The organism is Sphingomonas sp. 2R-10, assembly GCF_030062225.1.
Taxonomy (GTDB): domain Bacteria; phylum Pseudomonadota; class Alphaproteobacteria; order Sphingomonadales; family Sphingomonadaceae; genus Sphingomonas.
The window spans coordinates 12,161-35,814 of sequence record NZ_JASCXF010000006.1 but is presented as its reverse complement, the minus strand read 5'-3'; the positions used below and the strand labels follow the sequence as shown (position 1 = coordinate 35,814).

Sequence of the window (23,654 nt, the reverse complement as noted above, 5' to 3'; positions counted from 1 at the left end):
CGCTCCCGGGTTGCTCGTGCGGGTCAGAACGGGACGTCGTCGTCCAGATCGTCATGGCGGCTGTCCTGCTGCTGCTGGCGGGACTGGCCGTAGGAGAGGAAGGTCACGTCGTCGGCGATGATCTCGACGCCGTAGCGTTCGATGTTCTCGTTGTCCGTCCAGCGGGTGTAGTGGATGCGGCCCCGGACCATGACCTTTTGGCCCTTGTCGACATACTGGGCGACCGTCTTGGCGATGCCGTTGAAGCAGGTGATGCGGTGCCATTCGGTGTCCTCGACCCGGCGACCGCCTTCGTCCTTGAGGATCTTGCCGTCGCTATCGCGTTTCGGACGCGAGGTCGCGAGGCTGAAGCTGGTGATCCTGGTGCCGCCCTGGGTGTTGCGGGTCTCGGGAGTAGCGCCGACGTTGCCGGCGAGGATGACGAGGTTCTGCATTTCGAGGTTCCTTTCTGTCCTGTCTGAGGGTTCGTTCCCTCGACTGAACACCCTCGAAGACGGCCAGGACGGCGGCTCCACTGAGCGGCGCAGACGCGCGAGGGAAACCCCGTGGCGAGGAGTGGTGCGGGCAGCCGCGAAGCGGCAACACGGTCCGAAGACAAGCGGGTTGGAGCCGTTGGACGGCCGGCTTAGGTCGTTCAGTTAAGAGAGGGGATGGACCCCCACGGCCGGATAGATGCAGGGAACCGGGATGCGGATCCTTCCTGTCCGGCTGATCGACGTGGTTTCACCCACCCGCCTGCCACTACACGAGGCTTCAGGCCGGCTCTCGCGCGACCGGTGATCGATGTCCGGCGAAGGCTGTTCCTGGACACGCGGGCGCGGACCTGCCGGTGATCGTTCCTGCCACGATATCGTGAAGTCGCTCAGGTCGAATAGAAGAAGCGTCCGCGTTCGAACTGCATCCCCCCAATGGCGAACGGTGGCGATGGTTTGGCGCCGATCCGCCGGTAGTGCGCCCGCCCCGGCAAGCCGCTGCACGAGAGGGCTTTTGGCCTACGATGGGGAAAGCCATGCCCTGTCCGGGGGCAATGGTCCGGAGCCAGCACCGGCTCTTATCCGGCACTCCTCCATGCTATCCCGGCATCGGGCGCGGCAACGCGTCGTCCGATTGATGGCTTGGTTTCGAACCCGATTCTGCGGCAAAAGTTAGCTTGGACCGGAGCCTGAAGGCTCCATGGATTCGATGCACAGCGAATATGGACGAGCTTACAATATTCGCCATAACAGCCAAATTCACTGGGCAGCATATATGTACGCGGAGAAAATAGTGAAGCGGATGTCATTCGCGGACTTGTGGGGGCACTCAATGAGGTTCCGACAGTCCCCGTGAGGCTTTTGTGTTGCTGGTTTATGGGGTTTTTGTTGAGTCAGATCTATATTTCTCGGAAAGTGCACCGCAGGCGGCTGAAAGATTTGAGCTGACCCCATTATGGAGTTTGCCCAAGCGATCGAGCACGTCTTCCTCGATGGCGCAATCCACATCCCTTCTGAATCGGGGGTCGACATCAATTTTGCTGAAAAGGAAGCGGGCAAAGACCTGTCCGACGGCAACATCGGTCGGATAATGGACGCCGCAAATGACCCGATTTGTGCCATAGCGCACACCACGCGCCATGACGGCTGCGCGACGGTCCGGCATTACCTCCGCAAGCACCAAACCAGCCAGGTATCCGTTGGTAGCATGGCCTGACGGATAGGAATATGTATAGGACACCGCAGGCGGCGGTGTCTGCATCAGGTAAGATGCATAACATGGTACGATTGACGGATCTTCGACAAATGGCCGCTGCCGGGCGGGGCCCGTCTTGATATCGCTGTACGTACCAGCATCGGCCAGAACCCAATTCAGAATATGAGCAAGAATTGGCCTTTTTGTTTTACTAAGTGTTCTGCCAGCTGATGTTTCGAAGCGTGGCAGCAGCGAGTCATAGGAATACGCCTCGGCATCTTGAAAAGCCTCGACTTTCGCTGCCGCGTCCACGAACTGTGATGCTCGGACTTGGTCGAGATCGATCATACCAGCATCTGATTCTTTTGGGCTCGGGGGCTTCGGGGGCAGTGGAAATTTCAGACTTGTCGTAGTTGGATACTGCACAAGGTAACGGTTCTGCTGCGTCGACATGGTTTCCGCATATACAGCAGAATAGCCAAGAAGCATCGTAGCGACAAAGCCCACCCCGGATGCTCGCATCGCGCCACCAAAAAGCTGACGGTTGCAGCGTAAAGTGTCTGAGACGCAGGATTTGCCGACTCTCACCCGCTTCATGTTGCAGACCCACATTCTATTCGACCCCCCGGCGGCATGGAACACGACAACCGGCGGAGATTAGCATTTTTTTGCGAGCCGGATAGTTCCAATCCACCGTAAAATGCATGCTGTTTTGGATGTATATTTTTCAGTGAATTAGTCGAGAACATGATATCTATTCCAGACAAGGCACTGCGGGCCTCAAATTCCCGGATGGGTAATGCTCGCGGTCGAAGACCAAGACGTTACGTTAATATCAAACTGGCAGGCGGAGGGTTCAGATGGGTATCGAAGTTGCCGGGGCGACAGCGGGCACGCTGCGATTTTTCCTGAATGGCCATCGTGTCGAGATGGATCATCCCTCGGTCGATACCTTGCTCATCGATTATCTGCGGGAACCGGAGGTTGGCCTGTCCGGCCCAAAAAAGCCTTGCGGGCAAGGCGGCTGCGGTGGCTGCACCGTTATCGTGTCGGAATGGGATGTAGCGCAGGACGCCCCGCGTCACAGGGCGGTCAATGCCTGTCTAAAGCCGCTCGTCAGCTTGCAGGACCGTGTCGTGACCACGATCGAAGGTACCGGTGCCGCTCGTCGACCCAATCCGCGCAATCTCAACTTTACGCCGGTCTTCAGTCGAACAGCTGCGCCTGCACAGGAAGTCCCGGCATCTCTGGAACATGCGCAGGCTGCGAACGAGGCGAAAAGTCGGGAGGTGCTGGAAACCGCCGACAATGCCCAACAGATGCAAGGCGGAGGCGCGACGACCTTTGGGCTGCAGGTGTCTCTCCGTGACGACGTGCCGGACTTTCCGTCCGAATTCAGTCACTCGGGCATCAACCCCGTCGCGTGGCGGCTAGCGATCAACAACGGCACGCAGTGCGGATATTGTACGACTGGCTTCGTCATGAACATGTCGGAGTTCATCAGCAACAATCCACGAGCGACAAAGCGCGAGATCGAGGCCGCACTGGATGGAAACCTGTGCCGGTGTACCGGATATCGACCGATCGTGACTGGTTTTCAGACGCTCGCCTCCGACTGGACGGAGCAGGACGAAGCCAATCGGATGAAATGCCTGGCGGACCCTGAAACCGAGGCTCAGAAACCAACAGGCGAACTGGTCATCCCGTTTCCCGATCAGGCCCGCCACGCGCCATCAGGCGTCGACGTTTCGGACGGAGATCGACGCTGGCTGTCGCCGCAGGATCTCGATGCCCTCGTCAGCCTGATGCAGGCCAATCCCGAGGCTCGCCTTGTGGCGGGCAATACGGCGTTCGGGATATATAAGTCCGAGATCGAGGACAGTGTGGTTCGCCTGTCGACCGCTCAGCTTCCTGAACTTCACGGCGCGCCCATCATCGATCACGACTTGCTCGATGTAGCGGCGGGAACGACCTATTCCGACCTTCTTGCTCTGGCCGCCCAGGTGATGGCCGACCAAGGCGAGATGGAACCGGGGCCCGATGGTGTAGACATTCCCGTTGCCACGACCGCTCTGGGTGCCGTGTATTACATGGCAGAGCGTACGGCCGGGCGGATCGTGCGCAACGGTGCGACGCTCGGGGGCAACACGATGTTGGTGCTCCATCATATTCTGTCGGGGCAGCCCTTTCCCAGTGACCTGCTGACTGCGCTCGTTGCGATCGGAGCAAGCGTCGAGCTGCTTGAAGTGCCCGCAGTCGGCCCAGCCATCCGTTCCGTTGAAACGCTGGAAGCGCTGGTTGAACGCTGCCTGGATACGGCAGGCCTTGCCGAACGACTGGTCCTGCTGCGGTATCGGATCCCGACGAGGCAGCCTGGGTCAGTCATCCTCCCGCAGAAAGTCGCGTTACGGGACGTAAATGCCCATAGCATCATCAACCATTGCTGTCGGCTGGAACTGAACGCCGCGGGTGAAGTGACCGAGGCGGTTCTGGTATTCGGTGGCGTGGCCCCTTATCCTTGGCGTGCCTCACAGACCGAAGCTGCGCTTCGCGGTCAGCGACCAACGCTTGCGGGCGTGGATCAGCTCGCGGAAAAGTTGGCAGGCGAGGTTCGCAACGAACTCGATCGCTGGAGGGACCGAATGGCCTCCCTGCCGTCAGAGGGGTTCACCGATGGTTATCGGGTGATGCTGACACTGTCGGCGCTCTACAAGGACATCGTCCATGCCTGCATCGTCACCGGCGAAGCGGTGCCGTCGGAAGACCGTTCCGCGGCATTGGTCACATGGGGACGATGGCCAGCCAGCGGAGGCATGCAGAGCTACAAGATTCAGGATTGGAAGGCTCCGGTATCACAGCCCTATGTCAAGATCCGGGCAGTCGACCAGGCGTCGGGCCAGGTCCGCTATACCCATGAGCTTCCCGTACCGCCGAGGACGATCAACGCGTCGTTCGTACAAAGTACGCAGGCGTTGGCCGACTGGCATTTCACGGTGCCTGGTGTCGGGGAACCGGTCAGCCCCGAGGAACTCCGCCTACATCTTCGCGATCGCTTTCCGGCGTTTATAGACCTGATCAGCGCGCAAAACGTGCCGACGGCCGGGGTCAACCTGCAAGGCATGGGCGGGGATCAACCGGTATTTGCCACGAGTCGATGCGAATATGTCGGTCAGGCGCTGGCCCTTGTCGGCGCAGCGTCGGAAACCGACGCCCATGCGATTGCAGGTTACGTAACCAGGCGGTGCATCGGCTATTCGGTGCCGGAGGCAGCGCCCGGTGTGGTTGCGCAATGCATCCTGACGATCGACGAGGCCATCGAACACGGCAGCATCTATCCCGACTGGCCCAAACAGATGACCTTCATGTCGCACATATGGCGTGTGACACGGCCCGGCAGCGATTTTGCCTGGGCGGCCTATCAGCGGCCACCGCTTGACCGTACCCGGAGCGCTGTCGAAGGTGTCATCGACAATGCGCCTTGTATGGTCGTCAGCGGCACCCAGACGGTCGGCGGGCAGGCCCACTTCTATATGGAACCGCAAGCCGTGCTGGTGGAACCTGGAGAGGGGCGGCGTTTCACCGTTCGACCATCGAGCCAGAGCCCGATGGAGATGCACCAGTCGACGGTGATGGCGCTGGGCGTCCAGTTCAACAGCATCGACGTGCGGGTGCCACCGCTCGGGGGTGGCTTCGGCGGCAAGACCGAGCAGGCGCGCTTCGTCACGGCGGCGGCCGCGATCGCCTCCTACGCAACCAAACGACCGGTTCGCCTGACCTTGTCGCGTGAACAGGATATGGCCATGATCGGCAAGCGCCATGCCTATTATGGCCAGTATCAGGTGGCCATCGACACGGGAGAGAGCCGACCGGAGGACAAGGGCCTCATACGGGGCCTGCTGAACCGGATGTGGGGCGACGGGGGCGCATTCTACGACTGCTCGTTCATCGTTGCGAACTGCATTCAGGCGCGTGCCGATAACGCCTATCGGATCACGAATTTCGAGAATCAGGTTGACGTCTGCAAGACCAACACCGCACCCAGCACCGCCTTCAGGGCGTTCGGGGATGTCCAAAGCAAGATCATCCTGGAAAGCGCGATCGATGACGCCGCCTTTGCCATAGGTCTGCGGGCCGAAGCGGTTCGCGAAAAGAATCTCTACTACCGAGGCGATGTTACACCGTTCGGGCAGGCATTATCCGATTGCTATATTCGAGATGTTTGGGCCTTTCTGAAAAAGGCCTGCGCCTTTGATGAGAAGGTCGCGGATGTTGAAAGGTTCAATGCCGCCAACCGCTGGCGCAAGCGCGGTGTCGCGATGATTCCGGTAAAATACGGATCGGGTTACAATCTGGCGATGCTCGAACAGGGCGGCGCCATGATCTCCGTATACCAAGGCGATGGCACGATCGTCATCCATCAGGGCGGTGTCGAAATGGGGCAGGGTCTGCTCACCCAAATGCGTCAGATCGCCGCTTATGTCCTGAATGTACCGATGGATATGATCGAGGTGAAGGCTGCCCTTACCTCGGTCATCCCTAACCCAAGCAGCACCGGCGGATCGACTGGCACGGCTTATAACGGTGAGGCGATCAAGCGCCTGTGCGCCAAGCTACGGGAGCGTCTGGCTGGCTTCGCGACAGACATGCTGACAGAGCATGGTCCCGATTGGTGCGTGATGCAGGGCATCGACTTCTGGAATCATCCAACCGAAGGATGGCAGGCGAAGGTCAAGGTCAACGGGCGTGAGGCGCTCATCTGGCAAAATCTCGTCGCTTTGGCCTATCAGAACCGACAAAGCCTGATGGAGGCGCTAACAGTCCCGATCGCCGGTGGAGATACGCAAAGCCCAGCGCTCACCTACAAACCCTTCGACGAACAGCCCGACTTGCCGGGCTATACCGCGACACAGGGGCAACCGGGCGAATTCGATAATTTTGTTGGATTTACCTATTCGGCCGGATGCAGTGTCGTCGAAGTCGACATCCTCACCGGGGAGACGAAGATTTTGTCGTCCGATTTGGCATACGACATGGGCTGGAGTCTCAATCCGGCGATCGATATCGGGCAGGTCGAAGGCGCCTTCGTTCAAGGTATTGGCTATGTTCTCTCGGAGAAGCTTGTACTGGAGGAGCGGGGACCACAGGCCGGTCGACTGAATTCCGATAATACGTGGACCTACAAGCCGCCAGCTGTCACGAGCATTCCGCTGACGCTCAACACACATCTGTTTCCACGCGATTTGGCGAACGTGCCGTGTAGTGCGACAGACGGCGTCTTGTCGTCGAAGGAGGTGGGAGAGCCACCGCTGGTCTTGGCGACAACGGTCTTTCTCGCTGTCAAAGATGCGGTCCGGACGTCGCGCATCGAGCGTGGTCTTAGTGGCTTCTTCCAGCTTGATGCGCCTGCGACCGTCCAGGAAATTAGTCGGGCCTGTGAGGTTGATGCGGAGCATTTCAAATGATTGACATGCCTGCTGCCCCCTTTCGTGTCGGCGACACGACGTTCCTCGGGCAAAACCGCACGCGGTTCGACCGCTGGTCTTCCAGCGGCCGAACCGGCGCTCAGGCGAATTTGCGGTCGCGCTGAGCGTTCTGTGCTGCGGGTGGGGTGCCGAGCGGACCGCGGCGATCCACCACGCGGATGCCGGCCTTCTTCGCGTCGATCACGAGGCGCTCGGTCACGCCGTTGCCCTGTAAGGCGATGACGTAGCGGGGCTTCAACGAGAGCATCTGCTCGTTGCGTCGGAAGCCGGCGCGGTCGCCGAGCTTGCGGTCGAGACCGAAGCGGACTTGCTGGATGCCGTGCTGTTCGGCCCACGACGCCGCGATACGCTCGATCCCCTTCATGTCGCCGCCATGGACGAGATACATGTCGCCGACACGCTCCCGAACCGCATTGAGGGTGCGCAGCAGGTTGTTGCCAAACGCCTTCATGTCCTCGTCGGTCCGGAAGGTCAGCCGTCCTCCGGCAAACACGACCGGGGTGCCCTGTGCCGTGTTCGCGTCGCGGACCCGCTCGCGGCGAGCCTGAAGGAAGGCGCGGCCGTCAACGATTGCCGACGTCACCCCGAGCGAAATGCGGTTGCCAGTCGACGGGATCCAGGAACGGCCGGTTTCGCGGATGTAGTGTGCCGCTGCGGTATCGCGCATGTGTTCGTAGCAGGTGGCGGCTTCCTCGATCTTCTTGGCAAGATCGATCTTGTCCTCGAGGTTGGCGGTGTTGATCTCCGAACCGTCCTGGTCCGCAAGGAGGAGCCTGATCTCGTCGGTGAGACGGTCGATCGTCGCGTGCTTCTTGGCCGCGGCCCGGTGGAAGAGGTTGACCAGGCCCCAGCCCATCTCCTCGATGTCGCGTTCGAGCGACGTGTTCTGGAGGGTTGCGAACAGGTCGCTCCAGATGGCAGTGGTGGTCTGCTGCAGTGCTTCGGTCGAGGGCGGGCACATGCCCGAAACGTCTTCGGCGCGGGGTTCGAGGTGTCCCAGCTCCAGAGCGGACAGTGCGGCAGCGAGGGAAGTGGTCACGGGGTCAAGCCCTTCATCTGATGGAGGCCGGCGGCCTATCCGCCGGATGCGCACCTCCTGGGCGGCCGAATAAGAGGCGCCCGCACCGGAGCGAAGCGCAGGGAAACCGCAAAAACCGGGGTGGTGCGGGCAGCCGCAAAGCGGCAACTCGGCCCGGATTTTTGCGGTTGCGGGGGTCTCGCGGCCGCCCATGTGCCGCATCTCTCTGGCGGAAGGCTACGGTAAGTCAGGTGGCGTCGGACGAAGACGTGACCACGCTTGCTGCTACGGTTGAAGTGGGGCTCAACCCGAATGTCGCGATGTCGTCGAGAAGGGCCTGCCCCGTTGCACACAGGCGGACCATCGCTGCTGAAGTGATCCGTAGGCGTTCCCTCGGCGCCGATCGCATCGATCATGATGCGGATCTGGTCGACCAGATCCTCGCTCCCGGTCGCGGCATAACCCGCGCACGCCGTCACCTCGGAGAACAGGCCCGGGACGGGCAGGACGGAGGCATCGCCGCCATCCGGGACAAAGCGCCAAGGATTGACGTCCGCACCCTCAGCGATCGCGCTGACGTAAGTGGGATGCTCCGTGTCCAGGCTCTTCCACCCGTCGGTCGTATGCGACGCGTCGATCGCGGAGCGGCAGGCGCTGACGACATCTTCCGCCTCGACCGTGATTTCCGCACGGTAATGGGCAGGGTAATCGCAGTGGACGATGAAGGTTTTCTTGGGACCGGACTCCTGAAGGTTGACGAAATGGGAAACCCGAGCGGTTCGGGTCATTCGTAGCGGGGACGCTCGGTCGGAAAGGCGAGAGGAGGCCAGCCATCGTGAACGCGGGCCTCGAAGCGACCAGCGGAAAGGACGCTGCTGATCGATCGCGCGTGGTCGCCGGTGTTCCAGTCGCGATCGAGATGCGCCTGAACCTCGACTGACATTCGCCGGGCACGGTACTCGTGACCGTTGGGGAAGGTGATGCCAAAGGCGGTCAGCGCCGGATCGGTGCAGAGTTCGCTGGCATCGTACCACCAGCCACCTTCCTCGGGGCCGCCATAGAGCCGTTGGGTGAGGTAAACGGCGACGCTGTGCATGATGGAGATCCTTTCTCGACCGTGAGCCTCGCAGGCTCACAATCCAGAGGAATCCTCTCCTCCAGTTCGGGCTAGTCGATTACGCGCCAGCCCGCAGCGATCCAGCGTTGGCGGTTGGGTGCGTATTTCGCGATCGTGGCGAGGATGATCTTGCGGTGCGGCGTAGCCCCGCCGGCATTAAACTGATGGGCAACGATCGCGGCCGCGTCAGCGGCGCGCGCCGGCCAGCACTCGTCGGCCGTCAGCATGGCGAACGGGAAATCGGTCGCGCCTTCGACGACGAATTGCTTGATGATAGCGCTAGGCATGGGGCCGGCTCCTTGCGAGCGCATCGGTCGCGCGATGGAAGTCGTCGAGCCAGCGCCCCATCGGGGCGCGCTGCTCGGGCGGAAGCGCAGCCTGTGCCGCCTGGAAATCGAGGAGCGCTGTCGGCGCGTCCTCGATGATGCGGTCGACTTCGGCGGGTGAGAGGAGGCCGCGTTCGCGGATGAACTCGGTGATACTGCCGGGACGGGGCGTTGCGCCGCGATGGCCAAGCACTGGCCTGCGCCACAGGCCATCGACGTTGCGGAGGCGAGGCTTGGCTCGCGCCTCCATCAACACGATGATGCGTAGCTCCTCGGCTGAAAGCTCCAGCACCTCGTCGGGCTTGATGCTGCCGCAAAAGTAGCAGCTCGACTTGGGCGGGACGGGGAGGCCGGCGCGCGCGATGCGCGCCTCGCAGTCGGCGCGAGACCAACCCCATTCCCGCAAAGGGTAGCGATAGGCGTAGCGAGGATCCTCGCACCCGATCGCGTGGTGATAACGCTGCGTGTCGCGTCCCGAGGCGTCATAGCCGATCAGCTTCACGACGCGGCCGCCTGCGTCCCAGCAGCGCCGCGCCGGCTCCCACTTGGCGGTCCACGCATCTTGCGGGGCCACCTTCCATTTTTGCGAGCAGGACCCCCCACCAAAGACCACGGAGGGCAGGGTGGCGTTGGTCAGCATGTTCTCGGCGATGCCCGCATAGGGCGGCCAATGTTTGAAGTTTTGGGGCTGGTAGCGGACGATCTCCGACGCGATGCCGCGGTCTGCCATCCACGCCCGGAACAGCGGGATATAGGCATAGGTCTGCGACTTCTCGGCGCCAGGATCTGCGAAGAGAACCATGTCGATCGGCTCGCCGCATTCGGCGAGCTCGACGATCATAGCGGTGGAATCGACGCCGGCGCCCCAGGCGGCGATCACTGGCGGGCGATCAGTCATTGGTCGCGTCCCTGACTACGATCGCGGCGTGAATGATCCGGTAGGACCGCTTGCGGAACGCCGGGATACGGCAGATCGCGCGGGTCTCCGGGTCGCGGAAGAGCGGCGTCTTGCCCTTTGGATTGGCGACGACCTCGAAGCGGGCGCGGTCGCTGCCGTCGCTGAAGCGCATGGGCTCGTCGAAGATGATGGTTTGCCCCGGTTTCGGCGTCGGCTTCGCCTGTTCGAGCTTTCGAGCGGCGAGGTTCGCACGACAGCGCGCGCGCCACTCCGATGCGTACTTGCTGTCGGTCGCTGTCAGCTCGTCGAGGACCGCCGCAGGGCATTCGCTTTCGCACGGCCCCATATGCTCGGTCATATCCTTGTACCCGAAGACGTGACCGTCAGTGGAGCGCGGATTGTACCTGGTGAGGCAGACGACGGCGAAGACTTGGCGGTCGCCGCTCGCCTCAATGCGTTCGCACGCGGCGTAATAGGTCGACCCGACCATGGACGAGGCCAGCACGGTGAGGCGGTGATCGTCGCGCGAGTAGGTGAACTGGTTGTCGAGATAGGCGCGCGGCGTCGCGTGCCCGCGCATGTCGCGCATGTAGAGCCAACCCATGGCGATGCTCCTGGGATTAGAGGATCAGGCGGCAGCGGCGAGGCGCGAAGCGCCTACGTCGCCGACCGTTGCAGAGAGCCGGCGCTGGAACGCGGCAGCGTCCAGCAGCTCGGCGATCGGCGCGCGCTGGACGGGACCAGCGTGTTCACCGTTCCGGCAGCGATTGAAGGTGATCTCGCTGTCGGGAAGGAAGCTGCGCGGGCGCACGCGGACCGAAAGGTCAGCATGACGCAGCTCGGTCGTGCCGTCGTCTGCATGATCGCCTGTGTCGGTGTCGATGCGCATCTCGTGTGCAGCGATTCCGATCGCCTCGGCGAGCGAGGCAAGAGCGAGGCGCGCCTGACGATGGAAGGTCCGCTTGGCCGCGGCGTCACCGGCAACGCTGTTGCCGGCGATGGCGAGCAGGGCCGAGCCGGCAATGACGGTCATGCGGTCTTCCGCGCAGCGGAGACGCAGATCGTTGGTGGTGGGCGCGTCGCGTTCCGCGACAGCGGCCAGATTGCGGATCAGCAGCAGGATGGAGGCATCGCGGTCGATCGGTTTGCCAGCGCGCCGGCAGTCGTCGACGCCCGCGTTCAGGGCGTGGAGCGCCGCGGGGACGGTGGTGAGTGCCTCGGGCGAGAGCGCCGCGTTGTGGCAATACTGCGTGTCGTAGAACATGGTCGAACCTCCCGAGCGCCAGGGCGCGCCCAAAAGGCCGAAGGCTTCCTCTCCTCTCCCTGGAACAGAACGGGACCGATGATTATATCTGACCGGTTCTGCTAAGGGGAGTTCGAAATGGCCGACGCTATGGTTCTCTTCACAATGTTCAGCGTCGCGATGGGCGCTGCGATCGTTGGGATCAACAATGAGCCGGTTATCGCGGCGGGGCGCATTCCCGACCTGCACCGCAAGTTGAATGTCGATCTGCGTTCGCCTTCGGCGATCGCGAGCGGCAGGGCGGCAGAGCTGGCGACCAGGTTGGCGGCCGGGATGGCGATTATCTCGATCCTCGTCCTCTTCGTCCGGCACCTTTCCGCCTGAACTACACCGGACCTGCCTGGTCGCCGAAAGCACCGGCAGGGAGCGTCCAAGGATCGGCGAGGATCGAGAGACGCCACGCGGGGTCGTTCGCCTGGGCGAGTTGGTCGGGATGGAGAAGCGCAGCCGGGAACGGCGTGCCGCGATCCGCGAGCTGCACCACGCTGAGTGAGCGGTGGATGGTCTTGCCGCTCGCCGCCTCACAGGCGGCGATGCGCGCGAACGCCGTGGGGAACACAAGGCGGATCGTCGCCCACTGGTCGGGCGATCCGAAGATGCAGGCGCGGCAGGACAGGCGGCCCCAGCCCAGGACGTAGGCTGGGTGAGGGCGCACGCCCGACCGTTCGATCGCGGCCCATACCTGTTCTTCGGTCCAATCATGGACCGGACGCCAATGGTCGACGGCGCGGGCGAGCGTTGACGTGCGGTGCGGCTCGAACGTCGCATAACGCGCGCGGGAGGGGCTTTCCTCGGCGCGCTCGCCGGTAATGACCAGGGTGCGGCCTTGGCTGAAACGCGGTTGATTGCGGATCGCGGCAGCAAGGACGTCGATCTTCAGGGCTGAGCTGCACCAGCGCACGCGCAAATCGGGCGATGTCTGCGGAAAGAGCCCGCGCGTGCCGGCAGGGCCGTTGCCTCCGGCCCGGCCGAAGCCTCTCGGCGTCTCGAAAATGATCGGCGCAGTCGGCGCGTCGGCGCGCGCCAGCTCGCGCGCGAACCCGCCATCGCGCCACGAGCAATAGAGCGCGATCTCGAAGTGGTCGGCGATCGCGCGCACGTAGGAGAGCGTGCAGGGCCAATCCATGAAGGTCGGGCCGTGGCCGTCGACATCATGATGGTGCAGCTCGATGGCGTGCGGGGGCACGCCGAGGCTGAGGAGGTGCAGGAGGGCGGCAAGGCTGTCCTTGCCGCCACTGAACGCCACGACGAAGCGCCGGTAGGCGCCAAGGTCGGGGCGGGCGGCCTGCCCGGTCATGCCGCTTCACGGATCAGTTCCTCGGGCTCGACCGAGACGTCGAGGCCCGTCGCGCGGAGCAGGTAGCCGGCTGCGGCCTCGGCCTTGGCGGCTGCGGTCATGATTGCGCGGCTGTCCTTGCGCAGTACCTTCAGCCACGAGCCGATATAGGCGGCGTGGTCATCGAGGTGCGAGGTGGGGAGACCGAGGTCCGCGCCGAGCAGCGCGGAGGTCATCTCGGCGCACAGCTCCTCGAACGCGTAGGCGTCGTCGCCGAACCGCTTGCCGAAGGTGCGGTCAAGGCGGTCGGGGTGGCCGCTCCAATGGCCGGCCTCATGGGCAAGCGTCGACGCCCAATAAGCGCGGGTCGAGAACAGCTCGACGGGCGGCATGGTGATGCTGTCGGCGATGCGGTCGTAGAACGCGCGATCGCCGCGCATGTGGACCTTCGCCGGCAGCGCGTCGATGAAGCTCTGTGCGCGCGGCGGAAGCTGGTCAGCGGGCGGGACGGCGCTGGCCGGGCTCGGGTAGTAGTCCGGCGAAAGCCCGTCGATCTGGTCGCAGTTGAACACGGCGTAGGAGCGCAGCACGCGTCGCATCTCGTCCGAGGTGTCGCCGGTCACGACCGATTCCACAGTCTTGCTGTAGGATTTATAGAAGATGGCGATCTGCGAGCGCTCGCCCTCGCGGACCTGGCCGCCAAGCGCCTGTGCCTGCTTATACGTCATCCAGGTGCGCGAATTGTAACCCGCGCCCTCGGCACACAGCCACAGCCAGAAGCAGTTGATGCCCTTGTAGGGATCGCCGGTCGCGCGCAGCGGACGGCCAGCAAGGCCGGGTCGCCACGGTTTGACCCATGGCCTCACGCCCGATTCCAGCTTGTCGATGATGGTGTTGGTGATGATGTCGGCAGGCGACGGCTTGTCGGTGGTCTGTGCCATGACACGTTCTCCTGATCTGGTTGAGGCAAACCCGCGCCAGCTTCCTTCCCTTTCGAGAGCTCGGTGTCGGGTCGCAAAAAGAGGGGCGACACTCCGTGAAGAGTGCCGCCCCCAGTCGCCTCGAAGTGCGTGGGAGGGAGGGGCTAGGCCGCCTCGCTCAGATGCTGGCCATCGTCCTGATCGACGTCGGCGTTATCATCGTCGATACCGTCACCATCGTCGGCATCGGTGTCGGTATCCTCATCCTCGTCGGGATCGGTGCCGCTGTCGTCATCGACGAAGCTGGAGCGGAGCGCCGACTTGGCGGGTTTCTCAACGGCGTCGAAGCGCATTGCCTCAGGCAACCAGGCCGTCGCTTTTTCGCGGATCTCGGCCTCGACAATGCCCTGGCCGTTGCAGAGCGAGGCACAGGTGCCGGCAAGGTCACCCTTCTTGGCGTCCTTGTAGCGGCCGCGCAGGATCGGACCGCCAATTTCCTTGAGTGCGTCGAGCATGACGTCCTTCTTGACCCGTCCGAAGTAGTTCTCGGCGGTCGGGCGCCACCAATTCCCGACCTGGATGTCGAGAAGGCGACCAAGATGGTCGTGGAAGCCGTTCTGGCGATAGCCTTCGGCGACGTTGAGGGTCGGTTCGAGCGTCCGCGCGATCGAGAACGCCACCCATGCCCCCCGCGCTTCGTCATCGAGCGCCCGGAAAGCGTCGAAGCGCGCGGTCATGGTCGGCAGACCCGCCCAGCTCGTGTCGAGCCGCTGGCGTTGGTCGTCGATGGTCTGGGACGCCAACGATCCCTCGTCGCGGAACCCGACGATCGGGAAGCCCGCGGCGCTCGACTTCAGGGTCGAGTGGCTGGGGATGTGGGCCTGCTCGAAAACCACGTTCTGCGCCATCAGGAAGATGGTCAGGTCGAGCGCCATCGCCGGGTCGCTGGCGATGTGAGCGACGAGGATCTGGCGGCGCTGGGTCGCCAGTTCATCGATCAGCGTGGCGCTGAGCTTCGGACCCTGTTCGCCGTCGCCGGCATCGCTGTCCCCGGCTGCGCGCCCCGACTCCTTGGGCGGTGCGTTCGGATTCACGATCGGCTTTTCGCTGAAGAGGCGGGTGTGGACGCGGGGTTCACCGTCGCCCCCGATATAGAGGAACGTCCCGATCTGCGCTTTCAGCGCCGGATCGATCTCGTGACGGGCGTCCTCGATGGTTTCCAGTTCGCGCTCGATCGCCTCGATGCGCTCGTTGGCCGCCTCGGCCTCGGTGCTGCCGTCGGGCAGTTCCTGCTCGAGTTGATCGATCAGGGCATCGTTCTCGGCCGACAGTGCCTCGACGCGAGCGGACTCGTCGTCGGTAAGGGCGCGGGCCGGAGCGTGATACTCATGAAGCTGGCGCTCGATGTCGTAGGGGACGTGCGTCGCCGCGATCGGCGTGACGAACGCGAGACCCTCGGCCTGCGCCAGTTCGGCCGCGGCCACTTCCAGCTTCTTGGCCGCGAGCCTCTCGATCAACTCGACATCGGCCCAGTTCTCGTCGATCTCGGTGGCGAATAGATCGGCTTCGATACGGCCGCCTGCTGCGACATAAGCGTCCCGACCGACGAAGCGGGCCTTTGCATCATTCCCCTTGACGGTGCCGTTGAGGATGGCGCGGCGCACGTTGTCGGGATTGTTGCCGTAATAGGACCGCTGCATCTGCTCGAATACGCGAGCCTGACGATCGGTATCGGGACTGACCGCATAGGCCTGCGCGACAGCTAGCGTGATCTCACCGGCGCCGAGTGCCTCGAAGATGGGGGGCGCGAGCTTGGCGAGGGCGAGACGCTGCTCGACGAACTTGACCGACACGACCTGCTGGATCGCTACCTGCTCGACGGTCATGCCGTGCTCATCGATCAGCGTCCTGAAGGCATCGCAATCGTCAGCCGGATTCATCGGCACCCGCTGGCGGTTTTCGGTGAGGCTGGCCCCGACGGACGCGGCATTATCGTTCGCCAGGACGAGGACGGGCACCTCGTGATCGGCAGGCAACGTCCCTCGCTCGATCAGAAGCTGGATCGCGCGCAGGCGTCTGCCGCCTGCCTTGACGGTAAAAGTGCCGGCCTTCTTGAGCGGCGTCACCACCAGATTCTGCAATAGGCCGTTCTTGGCAATGCTCTCGGCAAATTCTTCAAGGCCGACTTCACGGTTGCGCCGGCGCACATTCGCCTTCGACAGCGACAGGTTCTTGACCTTCACGGACTGGATCATCGGTCATACTCCATTCGGGGATCGGCGCGCCGTTGTCCCACGGTCACGCAAGCCTGCTCATCAGACTCAAAAAGCCGAAGGCTCCCTCCCCTCCGTTCGATCGAGCGGGGAGAAAGTCCTTGGTTCCTCAGGCGGTGATGCGGTCGATCACCGTCGCGGCGGTCGCGACGGGCACGAACATCCGCGTCTTGTGCTGGATGATCTCGGTGAAGCACCCGGCCGCCTTCAGCTCGGCAAGCCGCGTGTGCGGCCAATCGAGCAGTTCGAGGCGCTGCTGGCCCGCGACCAGGCTGCGCTTCAGCCGGTACGCGCCCACGGCCGCGATCTCGCCGCTCGTGATAACGTGCTTGGCGGTCTCTGCCCCCGAGACGGTGATGGTCGCGGCGATGCCGAAGGCGTCCGCGAGCTTGGAGACCAACGGGGCAGGCACGATCCGGCCGAGGAAGGACTCGCCGTCATCGGTGTTGAGACGCCAGACCTGGACATGATCGTCGGGCAGGCGATCCCACACCGGCAGGAGCAGGCCGGTGACGAGGTATAGCGTGCTGGTGCGGGTCTTGCCCGACATCTCCTCGACCTCGGCCTGCCACAGCGCCGCCCACTCGTCCTCGCTCGCCTCCTCCCACATCGTCTCGGCGAGAAGATCCTGCCGCATCCGCTCGCTGCGTGTCGGGCGAACCAGTTCGTAGCGGCGCACGATCTCGCCGTCGTCGTCGGTCAGCGAATAGGTGCTGCACCGGATCGCGGCCTTGCCCGATTTCCGGTTTACCATCGGCCGGGAATCCTCGCCGAGGGTCCGCAACGCGCGATCGAGCGCGAGCGGCTTGTAGCGTTCCTCGGTTTCGAGCCGGAGGATCTCGGTCTCGGCGGCGCTGGTCTGGTCGCGCCGGATGACGGTGCGATCGAGGATCGTGATGCGCTCGGCGTTGATGCTCTCGACACCCAGATCGAGCGTGCCGGCCTCCTTCGCCGCCTCGATGCGCGCCTCGATCAGGCCGAGATACTCGTCAAAGATCGCGTTTTGCATCGCGATGCGCAGCGCCAGGATGCGATTGAGCCAGCGCTGGATAGGCGGCAAGTCTTCCTTGAGACCGCCCCCTTCGCCCTCCAGATCGAGGCCGGTGAGCTTCTGGAACTGGTCGAGCGTGGTGGAGCGCAGCTTGCCATCGGCGAGCAGGCGAAACCACTGTTCCAGCGACTCCTTGGCATAGTCGCTTTCGAGATTGTCGCGCGGGTCGAACAGGCCCTGGCCGCCCGTCTGCCGCTGGCCGCGGGTGAGCGCGCCCAGACTGTCGAGCCGGCGCGCGATCGTCGAGATGAAGCGCCGTTCGCCCCGGCAGTCGGTCGACACGGGCCGGAACGATGGCGCGGTCGCCTGATGCGTGCGGTGGGTGCGGCCGAGCCCCTGGATGGCGGCGTCAGCACGCCAACCGGGCTCGAGGAGATAGTGGTTGCGACGCGATTGGTTCGCGCATGTCAGGCTCGCATGGTAGCTGCGGCCAGTCCCGCCAGCATCGGAGAAGATCAGGATCTTCTTGGCACCGCGCATGAACGCGTCGGTTTCGGCGAGGTTGGTGCGGGGCGAGCGACTTTCGACGCGCTGGCGGCCGTGTGCGTCCATGACGACGCGCCGGCTGCGCCCCGTCACTTCGGCAACCGCATCGGTGCCGAAATGCCCGATGATATGATCGAGGGCGGAGCCGACGACGGGGAGGGCGCAAAGCTGCTCGACCAGGTTATCGCGCATCTCGAGCGCCTCCTGGCTGAACACAGGTCGCCCGTCTTTGTCCGACATTGGTTCGGAGCGGATCTTGCCGGTCTCATCGACATAGGTCTTCATCTGCCGCACCGGGAAGGCAGCGGTCAGATACGACATGACGAACTCGCGCGGGGACAGCTCGATGTCGAGGTTGGCACGTTCCTCGACCGTCAGCGCGGCAAGCGCCCGGTTGAGCATTGCCTCGGACGTGGAGACGAGTTGGATCACGACGCTCTCGCCGCGGTCGAGATCGGCGCGGATCGCGGGGATCAGCGCGGGCAGCTTCATGCCGATCAGGAGTTGGCAGAAGAACCGCTGCTTGGTGGACTCGAAGATCGAGAGCGCGGCCGCCTTAGCGCCGCTGTTATAGGTATCCTTCGAAAAGCTGTCGGTGACGCGGGTCGCGTCGAGTGCGGCGCGCAGATTGGAATGAATAATTGCCCACGCATCAGCGTATGCGTCGTACACCTCGATCTGGTCGGGGGTCAGGTTGTGGTTGAGGATGTCGTACTCGACCCCGGCGAAACTCAGGGCGCGAGCGACATAGAGACCCTGCATCTTGAGGTCGCGGGCTATTAGTTCCATCGCCGCGATCCCGCCACGGCGAAGGCTGTCGACGAAAGTCCGACGATCGGCGAACGCCGTACCCGGACCCCACAGGCCGAGGCGGGTGGCATAGGCGAGATTGTTGACGTCGGACGCGCCGGTCGCGGACACGTAGAGGACGCGCGCGCGGGGCAGGAGGTTCTGCAGGCGGACGCCGGCGATCCCCTGGTCGGAGCCGTCCTTGGTGCCGAAGCGGCCTTCGCCGCCTGCGACACCGGCCATCTCGTGCGCCTCGTCAAATACGACCATGCCGTCATAGTCGCCGCCAACCCATTCGAGGATCTGCTGAAGCCGGGTGCCCTTGTCGCCGCGATTGGAGCGGAGCGTCGCATAGGTGAGGAAGAGGATTCCCTCGCCGGCTCCGATGGGGGTGCCGAGCTTCCATTGGTTGAGATGCTGGATGTCGAGCGCGAGACCGCCCACGGCGGTCCAGTCGCGACGTGCGTCCTCGAGCAGCGTTTCCGTCTTCGAGATCCAGATGTGCTTGCGGCGACCCCGCAGCCACTGGTCGAGGATGATCGCGGCGACCTGACGGCCCTTGCCGGCGCCGGTGCCATCCCCGAGGAAGAAGCCGGTCCGGTAGGCACGGCCTTCCTCGGCGGGCGTGAGCGAGAGGCCCTCCTCTACGGGTTTGAACCGGCCGGGGATGTCTCGCTCAAAGGCGTCGCCGGCATAGATCAGCGTTTCGAGCTGGGCGTCGGAGAGCGTCTTCGCGTCGACCACCGACTGCGAGAGGGTAGGGACGTAGGAGGGCCGGGGCGCGGTGATCGAGCCCATCGCGATCGATTCCACCAGAGCCGTCGGATGCGCAGACGCGCACGCGATCGCGATCCGGCTCGGCCGGTAAGGCAGGTAGACACCCACGGCTTCGCCGGTTCGAAGCGGTTCAGCGAACACCTTGTAGTCTATCGGATGCGCGACCTGCGATTGTCCGACTTTTGCGGCGGGTGGGCTCAGGCGCGATTTGCCGGAAAGACCGGCCAGCAGCGTGCTGCGACCGGCGGGGCGGGGGAGCAGCGCGGACACGCGCGGGGCAGGGGGCACCGCCGGCGCGGAAGTGGCAGCGACAATCGCCGCGAGGGCATCGGCGAGCGTCGCGCAGCGGACCAGCTCGGCCCGGTCACCGTCGCGCTTCTCCAGCACCATGATCTTCACGGGCTGTGCGGTGCCATGCTTGGCATAGGCGTTCGCCGGCAGCGCGAGGTGCAGCGTGAGCGTGCAGCCCTCGGTCGCCTTCGCCCAGGCCCGGCTCGACGTCTCGACCCGGTCGGGCAGGATGGCCGCGCAACGACCTCCGGCGCCCAGGCGCATCAGTGCTGCGCGGAGGTGGCGGAACGCAGCAATGGGATCGGCATGACGGCCGGCGCTGCGTGAGAAGGGCGGGTTGATGAGGACCGCGGTAGGACGAACGCCCGGTGCCAGCAGGTCGTGGATCAGCTCGGCGTCGTGGCGGGTGACAGTGACGCCGGGGAAGGCTGCGGCGAGCATCCCGGCGCGGGCAGGATCGAGTTCGTTGAGAACGAGACGGGCACCGGCACGGCGCGCGAACGTGGCAAGCAGGCCAGTTCCGGCAGAAGGTTCGAGAACCAAGTCTGTCGATGCGATCCGCGCCGCCAAGGCAGCGAGATACGCGATCGGGGCAGGGGTAGAGAATTGCTGGAGTTCGATCTGCGCTTCACTGCGCACAGTATGCGTTGGGAGGTTAGCGACGAGTTCCGTGAGCATGGCGAGGCAGTCGAGCGGCGCGGAGGGGAGACCGGCCTGGCTCAGGTGCATGACCTGGGCAAGTTCGAGCATATCGTAGGTGTCGCGCTGCGACCAGTGGCCGTCGGCCGACGATCTCCCGTAAGCCTGCTCCATGACCCGCAGCAGCGTGTTGCGCTGAAGCGATCCGGTACGAGCGATGATTTCGGCAACTACCCTTGCCGCGGTGATCGAGGGTTCGGTACAATCGAGTTCGAGGGCTGCGGTTGAAGTGCGCATCATGGCCTCCGTTATGTCCACCCGGTGCCCATCACCGGATCAACAAGCCGAAGGCCCCCTCTCCTCTCGACGGCGGAAGCGGTGCACAGAGCCGACGCAAATGTGCGCGGACGGTGGACGCCATTGAATATAGCAGGCCGGATAGTCGGCTACCGGTTGTGGTCGATACGAGAAATACGAGGCGGTAGGAACGTCGTCATGAAGGCGTGCAAAAATGCTGTACGAACACCCGGCCTTACTATCCGGCGCCTCGACGAGGCGTTGATAGCAAGCCTATTTTTCTTGTGGCCTTGCGCGGCTGATGCATTCCAGATCGAGGCGTCGTCGGAGAACGATATCGTGGTGACAGGCCGCAGACCGGCCTCGGACGTGCCAATCGTCGATCACTATTCTACCGAAAGCATCAATAATCTCGGCGCCATCTCCATCGGAGAAGTTATAGCCCGGCTGGAGCGACGCAATGGCGGTCGATCCTTCTCGATACTCGTGAATGGACGACGCCTCGCGAATATCTCCGATATAAGAGAGATTCCACCGGAAGCCTTGCAAAAAATCGATATTATTGATCGTTCACATGCAGGAATTTTCGGATTGGATCCGAACAGCAACGTTCTTAATCTGGTGCTTAAACCCAGTTTCAATGCCATATCCGCAGACGCGAGCGTCAAACAGCCGACTGAAGGCGCTGCGACAAATGGCGTGACCAACCTACGATATACACGGATCCGGGAGGAACGTCGGCTCAACGCGTCATTGTCTGTGCAAGGCGCCGCCGCGCTCAACGCTCGCGACAGGCCTGGCTTGTTCATTTCTGATCGCAATGACGCCCTGTTACCGTACCGTACCTTGCTTCCATCCAGTCGGTCAGCGACCCTGACGAGCGGAATCGCCCTTCCGATTGCCGGCATCAGCACCAACATTTCAGTCGAAGCCAATAGCACTGCAACACGACAGATTACCCGCTTCTTCAATGGCAACGGAACTTCCCCTGACGTGCAAACATCTGCGGAGGCAGTTGTGCGTGGTATCATCGACGAGAGTCGAAGCCGATCCTATCAGCTTAGCACGACGGCGTCGGGCAATCTTGGGAGGTTGTCGTGGACGGCTGAGATGACAGGCGCGCGAACGGAAAGTCGGACTGGCAGCATGGCTTCGAGAATGACCGTCAATGCGTCAACGTCCGCGCTTTCAGCCTTGCTACCCAATAAGTTCGAAGCATTGGATGTCGATAGTGGTGGCGATAGTCTCACCGCTGCCCTGGCCGGCACCGGTCCCTTACTTAAGCTTCCCGCAGGAGATGTGACAGGCAGCGTCCGCCTGTCACGCAGCGTGCAACGCCTGCGTACGAGGTCGCTTACAAATCCAGACGGTTCGACGCTGTTTCGCCAGCACCGCTCCAGGGCACATGCTGCCATCGACCTCCCGATTACAGGGTCCGATCAGCCGATAGTTGGGCAGACATCGCTAAGTGCAAATGGTGATTACGAGTATGTCACCGGAGTCGGAGTACTGCCTGCCTATGATCTCAGCCTTTCATGGCAACCGATCGCGATGTTGTCGCTTAGCATAGGCCGAACAGTCACAAAGGCGCAGCCGCCACTAGGCCGTAACCGAGACCCTGTCATATCGATCCCTGGCGTGCTTGTCGTCGACAACACGAATGGGCAAAACGTGCTTGTGACCCGCATATCGGGGGGAGCCCCAGATTTACGAGCCGCTGGACAGGTAGACCAATCAGCACGCCTGAACCTGAACGGATCCATCGGGGCAACGGCGCTTTCAGCAACTATAGAATATGCTTCTACAGCAATCGTTCAGCCGATAATTTTCGCCGCCTATCCTACACCTTTGTTCCAACAGCTTTTTCCTGCGAGGTTTACGAGAGATGCAAGCGGCAGGCTAACGGCGATAGACGTGCGACCGTTCAACGGCACGGAGGAACGTCGAAAGCAAATCAGATCAACCGTTCACGCGGCCGGTCATTTTGCGGGAAGTGACGGCGACTGGGATATGAATATCTCTCATGGCTGGCTCTTGAGCGACAGGCTCCGCACAGAGGTTCCCGGCAGGATCATCGATCTCCTTGCGACGCCTCTGGACGGGATACAGGGTACTTCCCGTATGACTGCAAATCTGGATGCCAGCGCCTCCTACGAGGGGCTCCGTTTGCAATTTGGCTCACGCTGGCGGCAAGCGACCCAAGCGCGGGATATCACCGCCGCGCAGCCCTATTCGATCCGATACGGCCCACTTTGGACGATCGATACCGAGATTTCTTATACCTTCCGACGGGTCGATCATGCTGGCGCGGCGGAAGGAAAGCCGTTGCGGGTGTGGCTGTCGGTAGAAAATCTGCTCGGTCGCCGGCTACGTGTGACTGACTCGAATGGAGCTACACCACCCGCATTCCAACAAGGTTTCACCGACCCCACAGGTCGCGTGATCTCGCTGAGGATGAGCAAAGTCTTGTGACCACGAAGTGGAGCGAATCTATTCCGAATAAGCAGTCGATATCGGTCGAGAGTTTCCTACCCCTCTTCTATCATGACAACGACTGCAATCCGGTCAGCTTTAGGGAGTGGAAATAATGAGGTTTACTGCTTTTCTCGTTGCAGTTGGGGCCATGGTTGCCGGTGCGCCTGCCTTCGCAGCACCTGTATCGCTGAGCTTTCAAAATGCTGGCACCACGGCGATGACTGTCTCCAGGGTCAACACCTGCGGGGTGCTCGCGCCTACCCCAACGACCGTCAATATCGGCACCACCTCAGCTGTTTCGAGTACGGATTGCGGATCGGCGGCCTCAGCCGCGAACGTAACCTATCGAATGGGAACTAAGCAGTGCATCTTCCGAATCTCGACCATCTTCACGCCGGGAAACCCCATTCTCGGCACGTCGGGTTACTGGACCCCGAACGCCAACACCGAAGCAAGTGGCGGCGCCACCTGTAGGGTGGTCAGCCAGGACGTGTCCGGCGTCTTCACAACCGGCGCGTTCAAAGCTGTCTTCTCGATGAGGTGACGATCGAGCGGGGAGGGGGCTCC

General features: G+C 62.9%; 17 protein-coding genes. 4 read left to right on the top strand and 13 right to left on the bottom strand.

Annotated features, from left to right (window positions below; genetic code table 11):
- Positions 1-23: 23 nt before the first annotated feature.
- Positions 24-434: a single-stranded DNA-binding protein gene (locus tag QLH51_RS04090; protein ID WP_283514264.1), complete on the bottom strand. Its 411-nt coding sequence runs from the start codon at positions 432-434 to the stop codon at positions 24-26.
- Between the two features lie 913 nt (positions 435-1,347).
- On the bottom strand, positions 1,348-2,157 hold the full coding sequence (locus QLH51_RS04085; protein ID WP_283514263.1) for a phosphatase PAP2 family protein: 810 nt from the start codon (positions 2,155-2,157) through the stop codon (positions 1,348-1,350).
- 371 nt (positions 2,158-2,528) lie between these two features.
- Here QLH51_RS04085 and QLH51_RS04080 point away from each other — a divergent pair, with 371 nt between their 5' ends.
- A complete protein-coding gene (locus QLH51_RS04080) occupies positions 2,529-7,130 on the top strand; it encodes a molybdopterin cofactor-binding domain-containing protein (RefSeq protein WP_283514262.1) in 4,602 nt (1,533 codons plus the stop codon).
- 100 nt (positions 7,131-7,230) lie between these two features.
- Here the strand turns inward: QLH51_RS04080 and QLH51_RS04075 are convergent, their stop codons facing one another.
- The 7 genes from QLH51_RS04075 to QLH51_RS04045 all read right to left on the bottom strand — a co-directional run bounded on the left by QLH51_RS04075 (position 7,231) and on the right by QLH51_RS04045 (position 11,774).
- A complete protein-coding gene (locus QLH51_RS04075) occupies positions 7,231-8,190 on the bottom strand; it encodes a DUF2493 domain-containing protein (RefSeq protein ID WP_283514261.1) in 960 nt (319 codons plus the stop codon).
- A 35-nt stretch (positions 8,191-8,225) separates the two neighbouring features.
- On the bottom strand, positions 8,226-8,957 hold the full coding sequence (locus QLH51_RS04070) for a hypothetical protein (protein ID WP_283514260.1): 732 nt from the start codon (positions 8,955-8,957) through the stop codon (positions 8,226-8,228).
- Positions 8,954-9,265, bottom strand: coding sequence for a hypothetical protein (locus QLH51_RS04065; protein ID WP_283514259.1), 312 nt, complete (start codon positions 9,263-9,265; stop codon positions 8,954-8,956). The genes QLH51_RS04070 and QLH51_RS04065 overlap by 4 nt, the downstream gene beginning before the upstream one ends.
- 71 nt (positions 9,266-9,336) lie before the next feature.
- A complete protein-coding gene (locus tag QLH51_RS04060) occupies positions 9,337-9,573 on the bottom strand; it encodes a hypothetical protein (RefSeq protein ID WP_283514258.1) in 237 nt (78 codons plus the stop codon).
- Positions 9,566-10,510, bottom strand: a complete 945-nt coding sequence (locus QLH51_RS04055) for a hypothetical protein (RefSeq protein WP_283514257.1) — start codon at positions 10,508-10,510, stop codon at positions 9,566-9,568. Before QLH51_RS04055 ends, QLH51_RS04060 begins: the two co-directional genes overlap by 8 nt.
- Entirely contained in the window at positions 10,503-11,099 is a 597-nt protein-coding gene (locus tag QLH51_RS04050; RefSeq protein WP_283514256.1) for a DUF6927 domain-containing protein, read from the bottom strand. The genes QLH51_RS04055 and QLH51_RS04050 overlap by 8 nt, the downstream gene beginning before the upstream one ends.
- 39 nt (positions 11,100-11,138) lie before the next feature.
- On the bottom strand, positions 11,139-11,774 hold the full coding sequence (locus tag QLH51_RS04045; RefSeq protein WP_283514255.1) for a hypothetical protein: 636 nt from the start codon (positions 11,772-11,774) through the stop codon (positions 11,139-11,141).
- A gap of 117 nt (positions 11,775-11,891) precedes the next feature.
- On the opposite strand from QLH51_RS04045, the gene QLH51_RS04040 reads away from it, so the two are divergent.
- The gene (locus tag QLH51_RS04040) at positions 11,892-12,137 is read left to right on the top strand and encodes a hypothetical protein (RefSeq protein ID WP_283514254.1); all 246 of its coding nucleotides are present in this window, start codon (positions 11,892-11,894) and stop codon (positions 12,135-12,137) included.
- 1 nt (position 12,138) lies between these two features.
- On the opposite strand, the gene QLH51_RS04035 is transcribed toward QLH51_RS04040, so the two are convergent.
- The 4 genes from QLH51_RS04035 to QLH51_RS04020 form a co-directional block, all read right to left on the bottom strand.
- Complete coding sequence (locus QLH51_RS04035) at positions 12,139-13,110, bottom strand: phosphoadenosine phosphosulfate reductase domain-containing protein (RefSeq protein ID WP_283514253.1); 972 nt, start codon at positions 13,108-13,110, stop codon at positions 12,139-12,141.
- Positions 13,107-14,030, bottom strand: coding sequence for an ArdC family protein (locus QLH51_RS04030; RefSeq protein WP_283514252.1), 924 nt, complete (start codon positions 14,028-14,030; stop codon positions 13,107-13,109). The genes QLH51_RS04035 and QLH51_RS04030 overlap by 4 nt, the downstream gene beginning before the upstream one ends.
- Before the next feature lie 143 nt (positions 14,031-14,173).
- Entirely contained in the window at positions 14,174-16,264 is a 2,091-nt protein-coding gene (locus QLH51_RS04025; RefSeq protein WP_283514251.1) for a ParB/RepB/Spo0J family partition protein, read from the bottom strand.
- Between the two features lie 127 nt (positions 16,265-16,391).
- Positions 16,392-20,612 carry a strawberry notch family protein gene (locus tag QLH51_RS04020; RefSeq protein WP_283514376.1) on the bottom strand — a complete coding sequence of 1,407 codons (4,221 nt, stop codon included), beginning with the start codon at positions 20,610-20,612 and terminating at the stop codon, positions 16,392-16,394.
- A gap of 198 nt (positions 20,613-20,810) precedes the next feature.
- Between QLH51_RS04020 and QLH51_RS04015 the strand changes: the two genes are divergently transcribed.
- Together QLH51_RS04015 and QLH51_RS04010 are read left to right on the top strand one after the other, a co-directional pair.
- Positions 20,811-23,084 (top strand): hypothetical protein, encoded by a 2,274-nt coding sequence (locus QLH51_RS04015; RefSeq protein ID WP_283514250.1) that lies wholly within the window; start codon positions 20,811-20,813, stop codon positions 23,082-23,084.
- Positions 23,085-23,199: 115 nt separating this feature from the next.
- Positions 23,200-23,631, top strand: coding sequence for a hypothetical protein (locus tag QLH51_RS04010; protein ID WP_283514249.1), 432 nt, complete (start codon positions 23,200-23,202; stop codon positions 23,629-23,631).
- The last annotated feature ends 23 nt before the right edge of the window (positions 23,632-23,654 follow it).

What these genes read in the sequence shown, in the direction of transcription:
- QLH51_RS04085 (WP_283514263.1), bottom strand. Translation starts at nt 2,157, where the DNA reads ATGCTTCTTGGCTATTCTGCTGTATATGCGGAAACCATGTCGACGCAG.
- QLH51_RS04080 (WP_283514262.1), top strand. Translation starts at nt 2,529, where the DNA reads ATGGGTATCGAAGTTGCCGGGGCGACAGCGGGCACGCTGCGATTTTTC.
- QLH51_RS04065 (WP_283514259.1), bottom strand. Translation starts at nt 9,265, where the DNA reads ATGCACAGCGTCGCCGTTTACCTCACCCAACGGCTCTATGGCGGCCCC.
- QLH51_RS04070 (WP_283514260.1), bottom strand. Translation starts at nt 8,957, where the DNA reads ATGACCCGAACCGCTCGGGTTTCCCATTTCGTCAACCTTCAGGAGTCC.
- QLH51_RS04055 (WP_283514257.1), bottom strand. Translation starts at nt 10,510, where the DNA reads ATGACTGATCGCCCGCCAGTGATCGCCGCCTGGGGCGCCGGCGTCGAT.
- QLH51_RS04020 (WP_283514376.1), bottom strand. Translation starts at nt 20,612, where the DNA reads ATGCGCACTTCAACCGCAGCCCTCGAACTCGATTGTACCGAACCCTCG.
- QLH51_RS04035 (WP_283514253.1), bottom strand. Translation starts at nt 13,110, where the DNA reads ATGACCGGGCAGGCCGCCCGCCCCGACCTTGGCGCCTACCGGCGCTTC.
- QLH51_RS04030 (WP_283514252.1), bottom strand. Translation starts at nt 14,030, where the DNA reads ATGGCACAGACCACCGACAAGCCGTCGCCTGCCGACATCATCACCAAC.
- QLH51_RS04015 (WP_283514250.1), top strand. Translation starts at nt 20,811, where the DNA reads ATGAAGGCGTGCAAAAATGCTGTACGAACACCCGGCCTTACTATCCGG.
- QLH51_RS04050 (WP_283514256.1), bottom strand. Translation starts at nt 11,099, where the DNA reads ATGCGCGACATGCGCGGGCACGCGACGCCGCGCGCCTATCTCGACAAC.
- QLH51_RS04045 (WP_283514255.1), bottom strand. Translation starts at nt 11,774, where the DNA reads ATGTTCTACGACACGCAGTATTGCCACAACGCGGCGCTCTCGCCCGAG.
- QLH51_RS04025 (WP_283514251.1), bottom strand. Translation starts at nt 16,264, where the DNA reads ATGATCCAGTCCGTGAAGGTCAAGAACCTGTCGCTGTCGAAGGCGAAT.
- QLH51_RS04060 (WP_283514258.1), bottom strand. Translation starts at nt 9,573, where the DNA reads ATGCCTAGCGCTATCATCAAGCAATTCGTCGTCGAAGGCGCGACCGAT.
- QLH51_RS04040 (WP_283514254.1), top strand. Translation starts at nt 11,892, where the DNA reads ATGGCCGACGCTATGGTTCTCTTCACAATGTTCAGCGTCGCGATGGGC.
- QLH51_RS04010 (WP_283514249.1), top strand. Translation starts at nt 23,200, where the DNA reads ATGAGGTTTACTGCTTTTCTCGTTGCAGTTGGGGCCATGGTTGCCGGT.
- QLH51_RS04090 (WP_283514264.1), bottom strand. Translation starts at nt 434, where the DNA reads ATGCAGAACCTCGTCATCCTCGCCGGCAACGTCGGCGCTACTCCCGAG.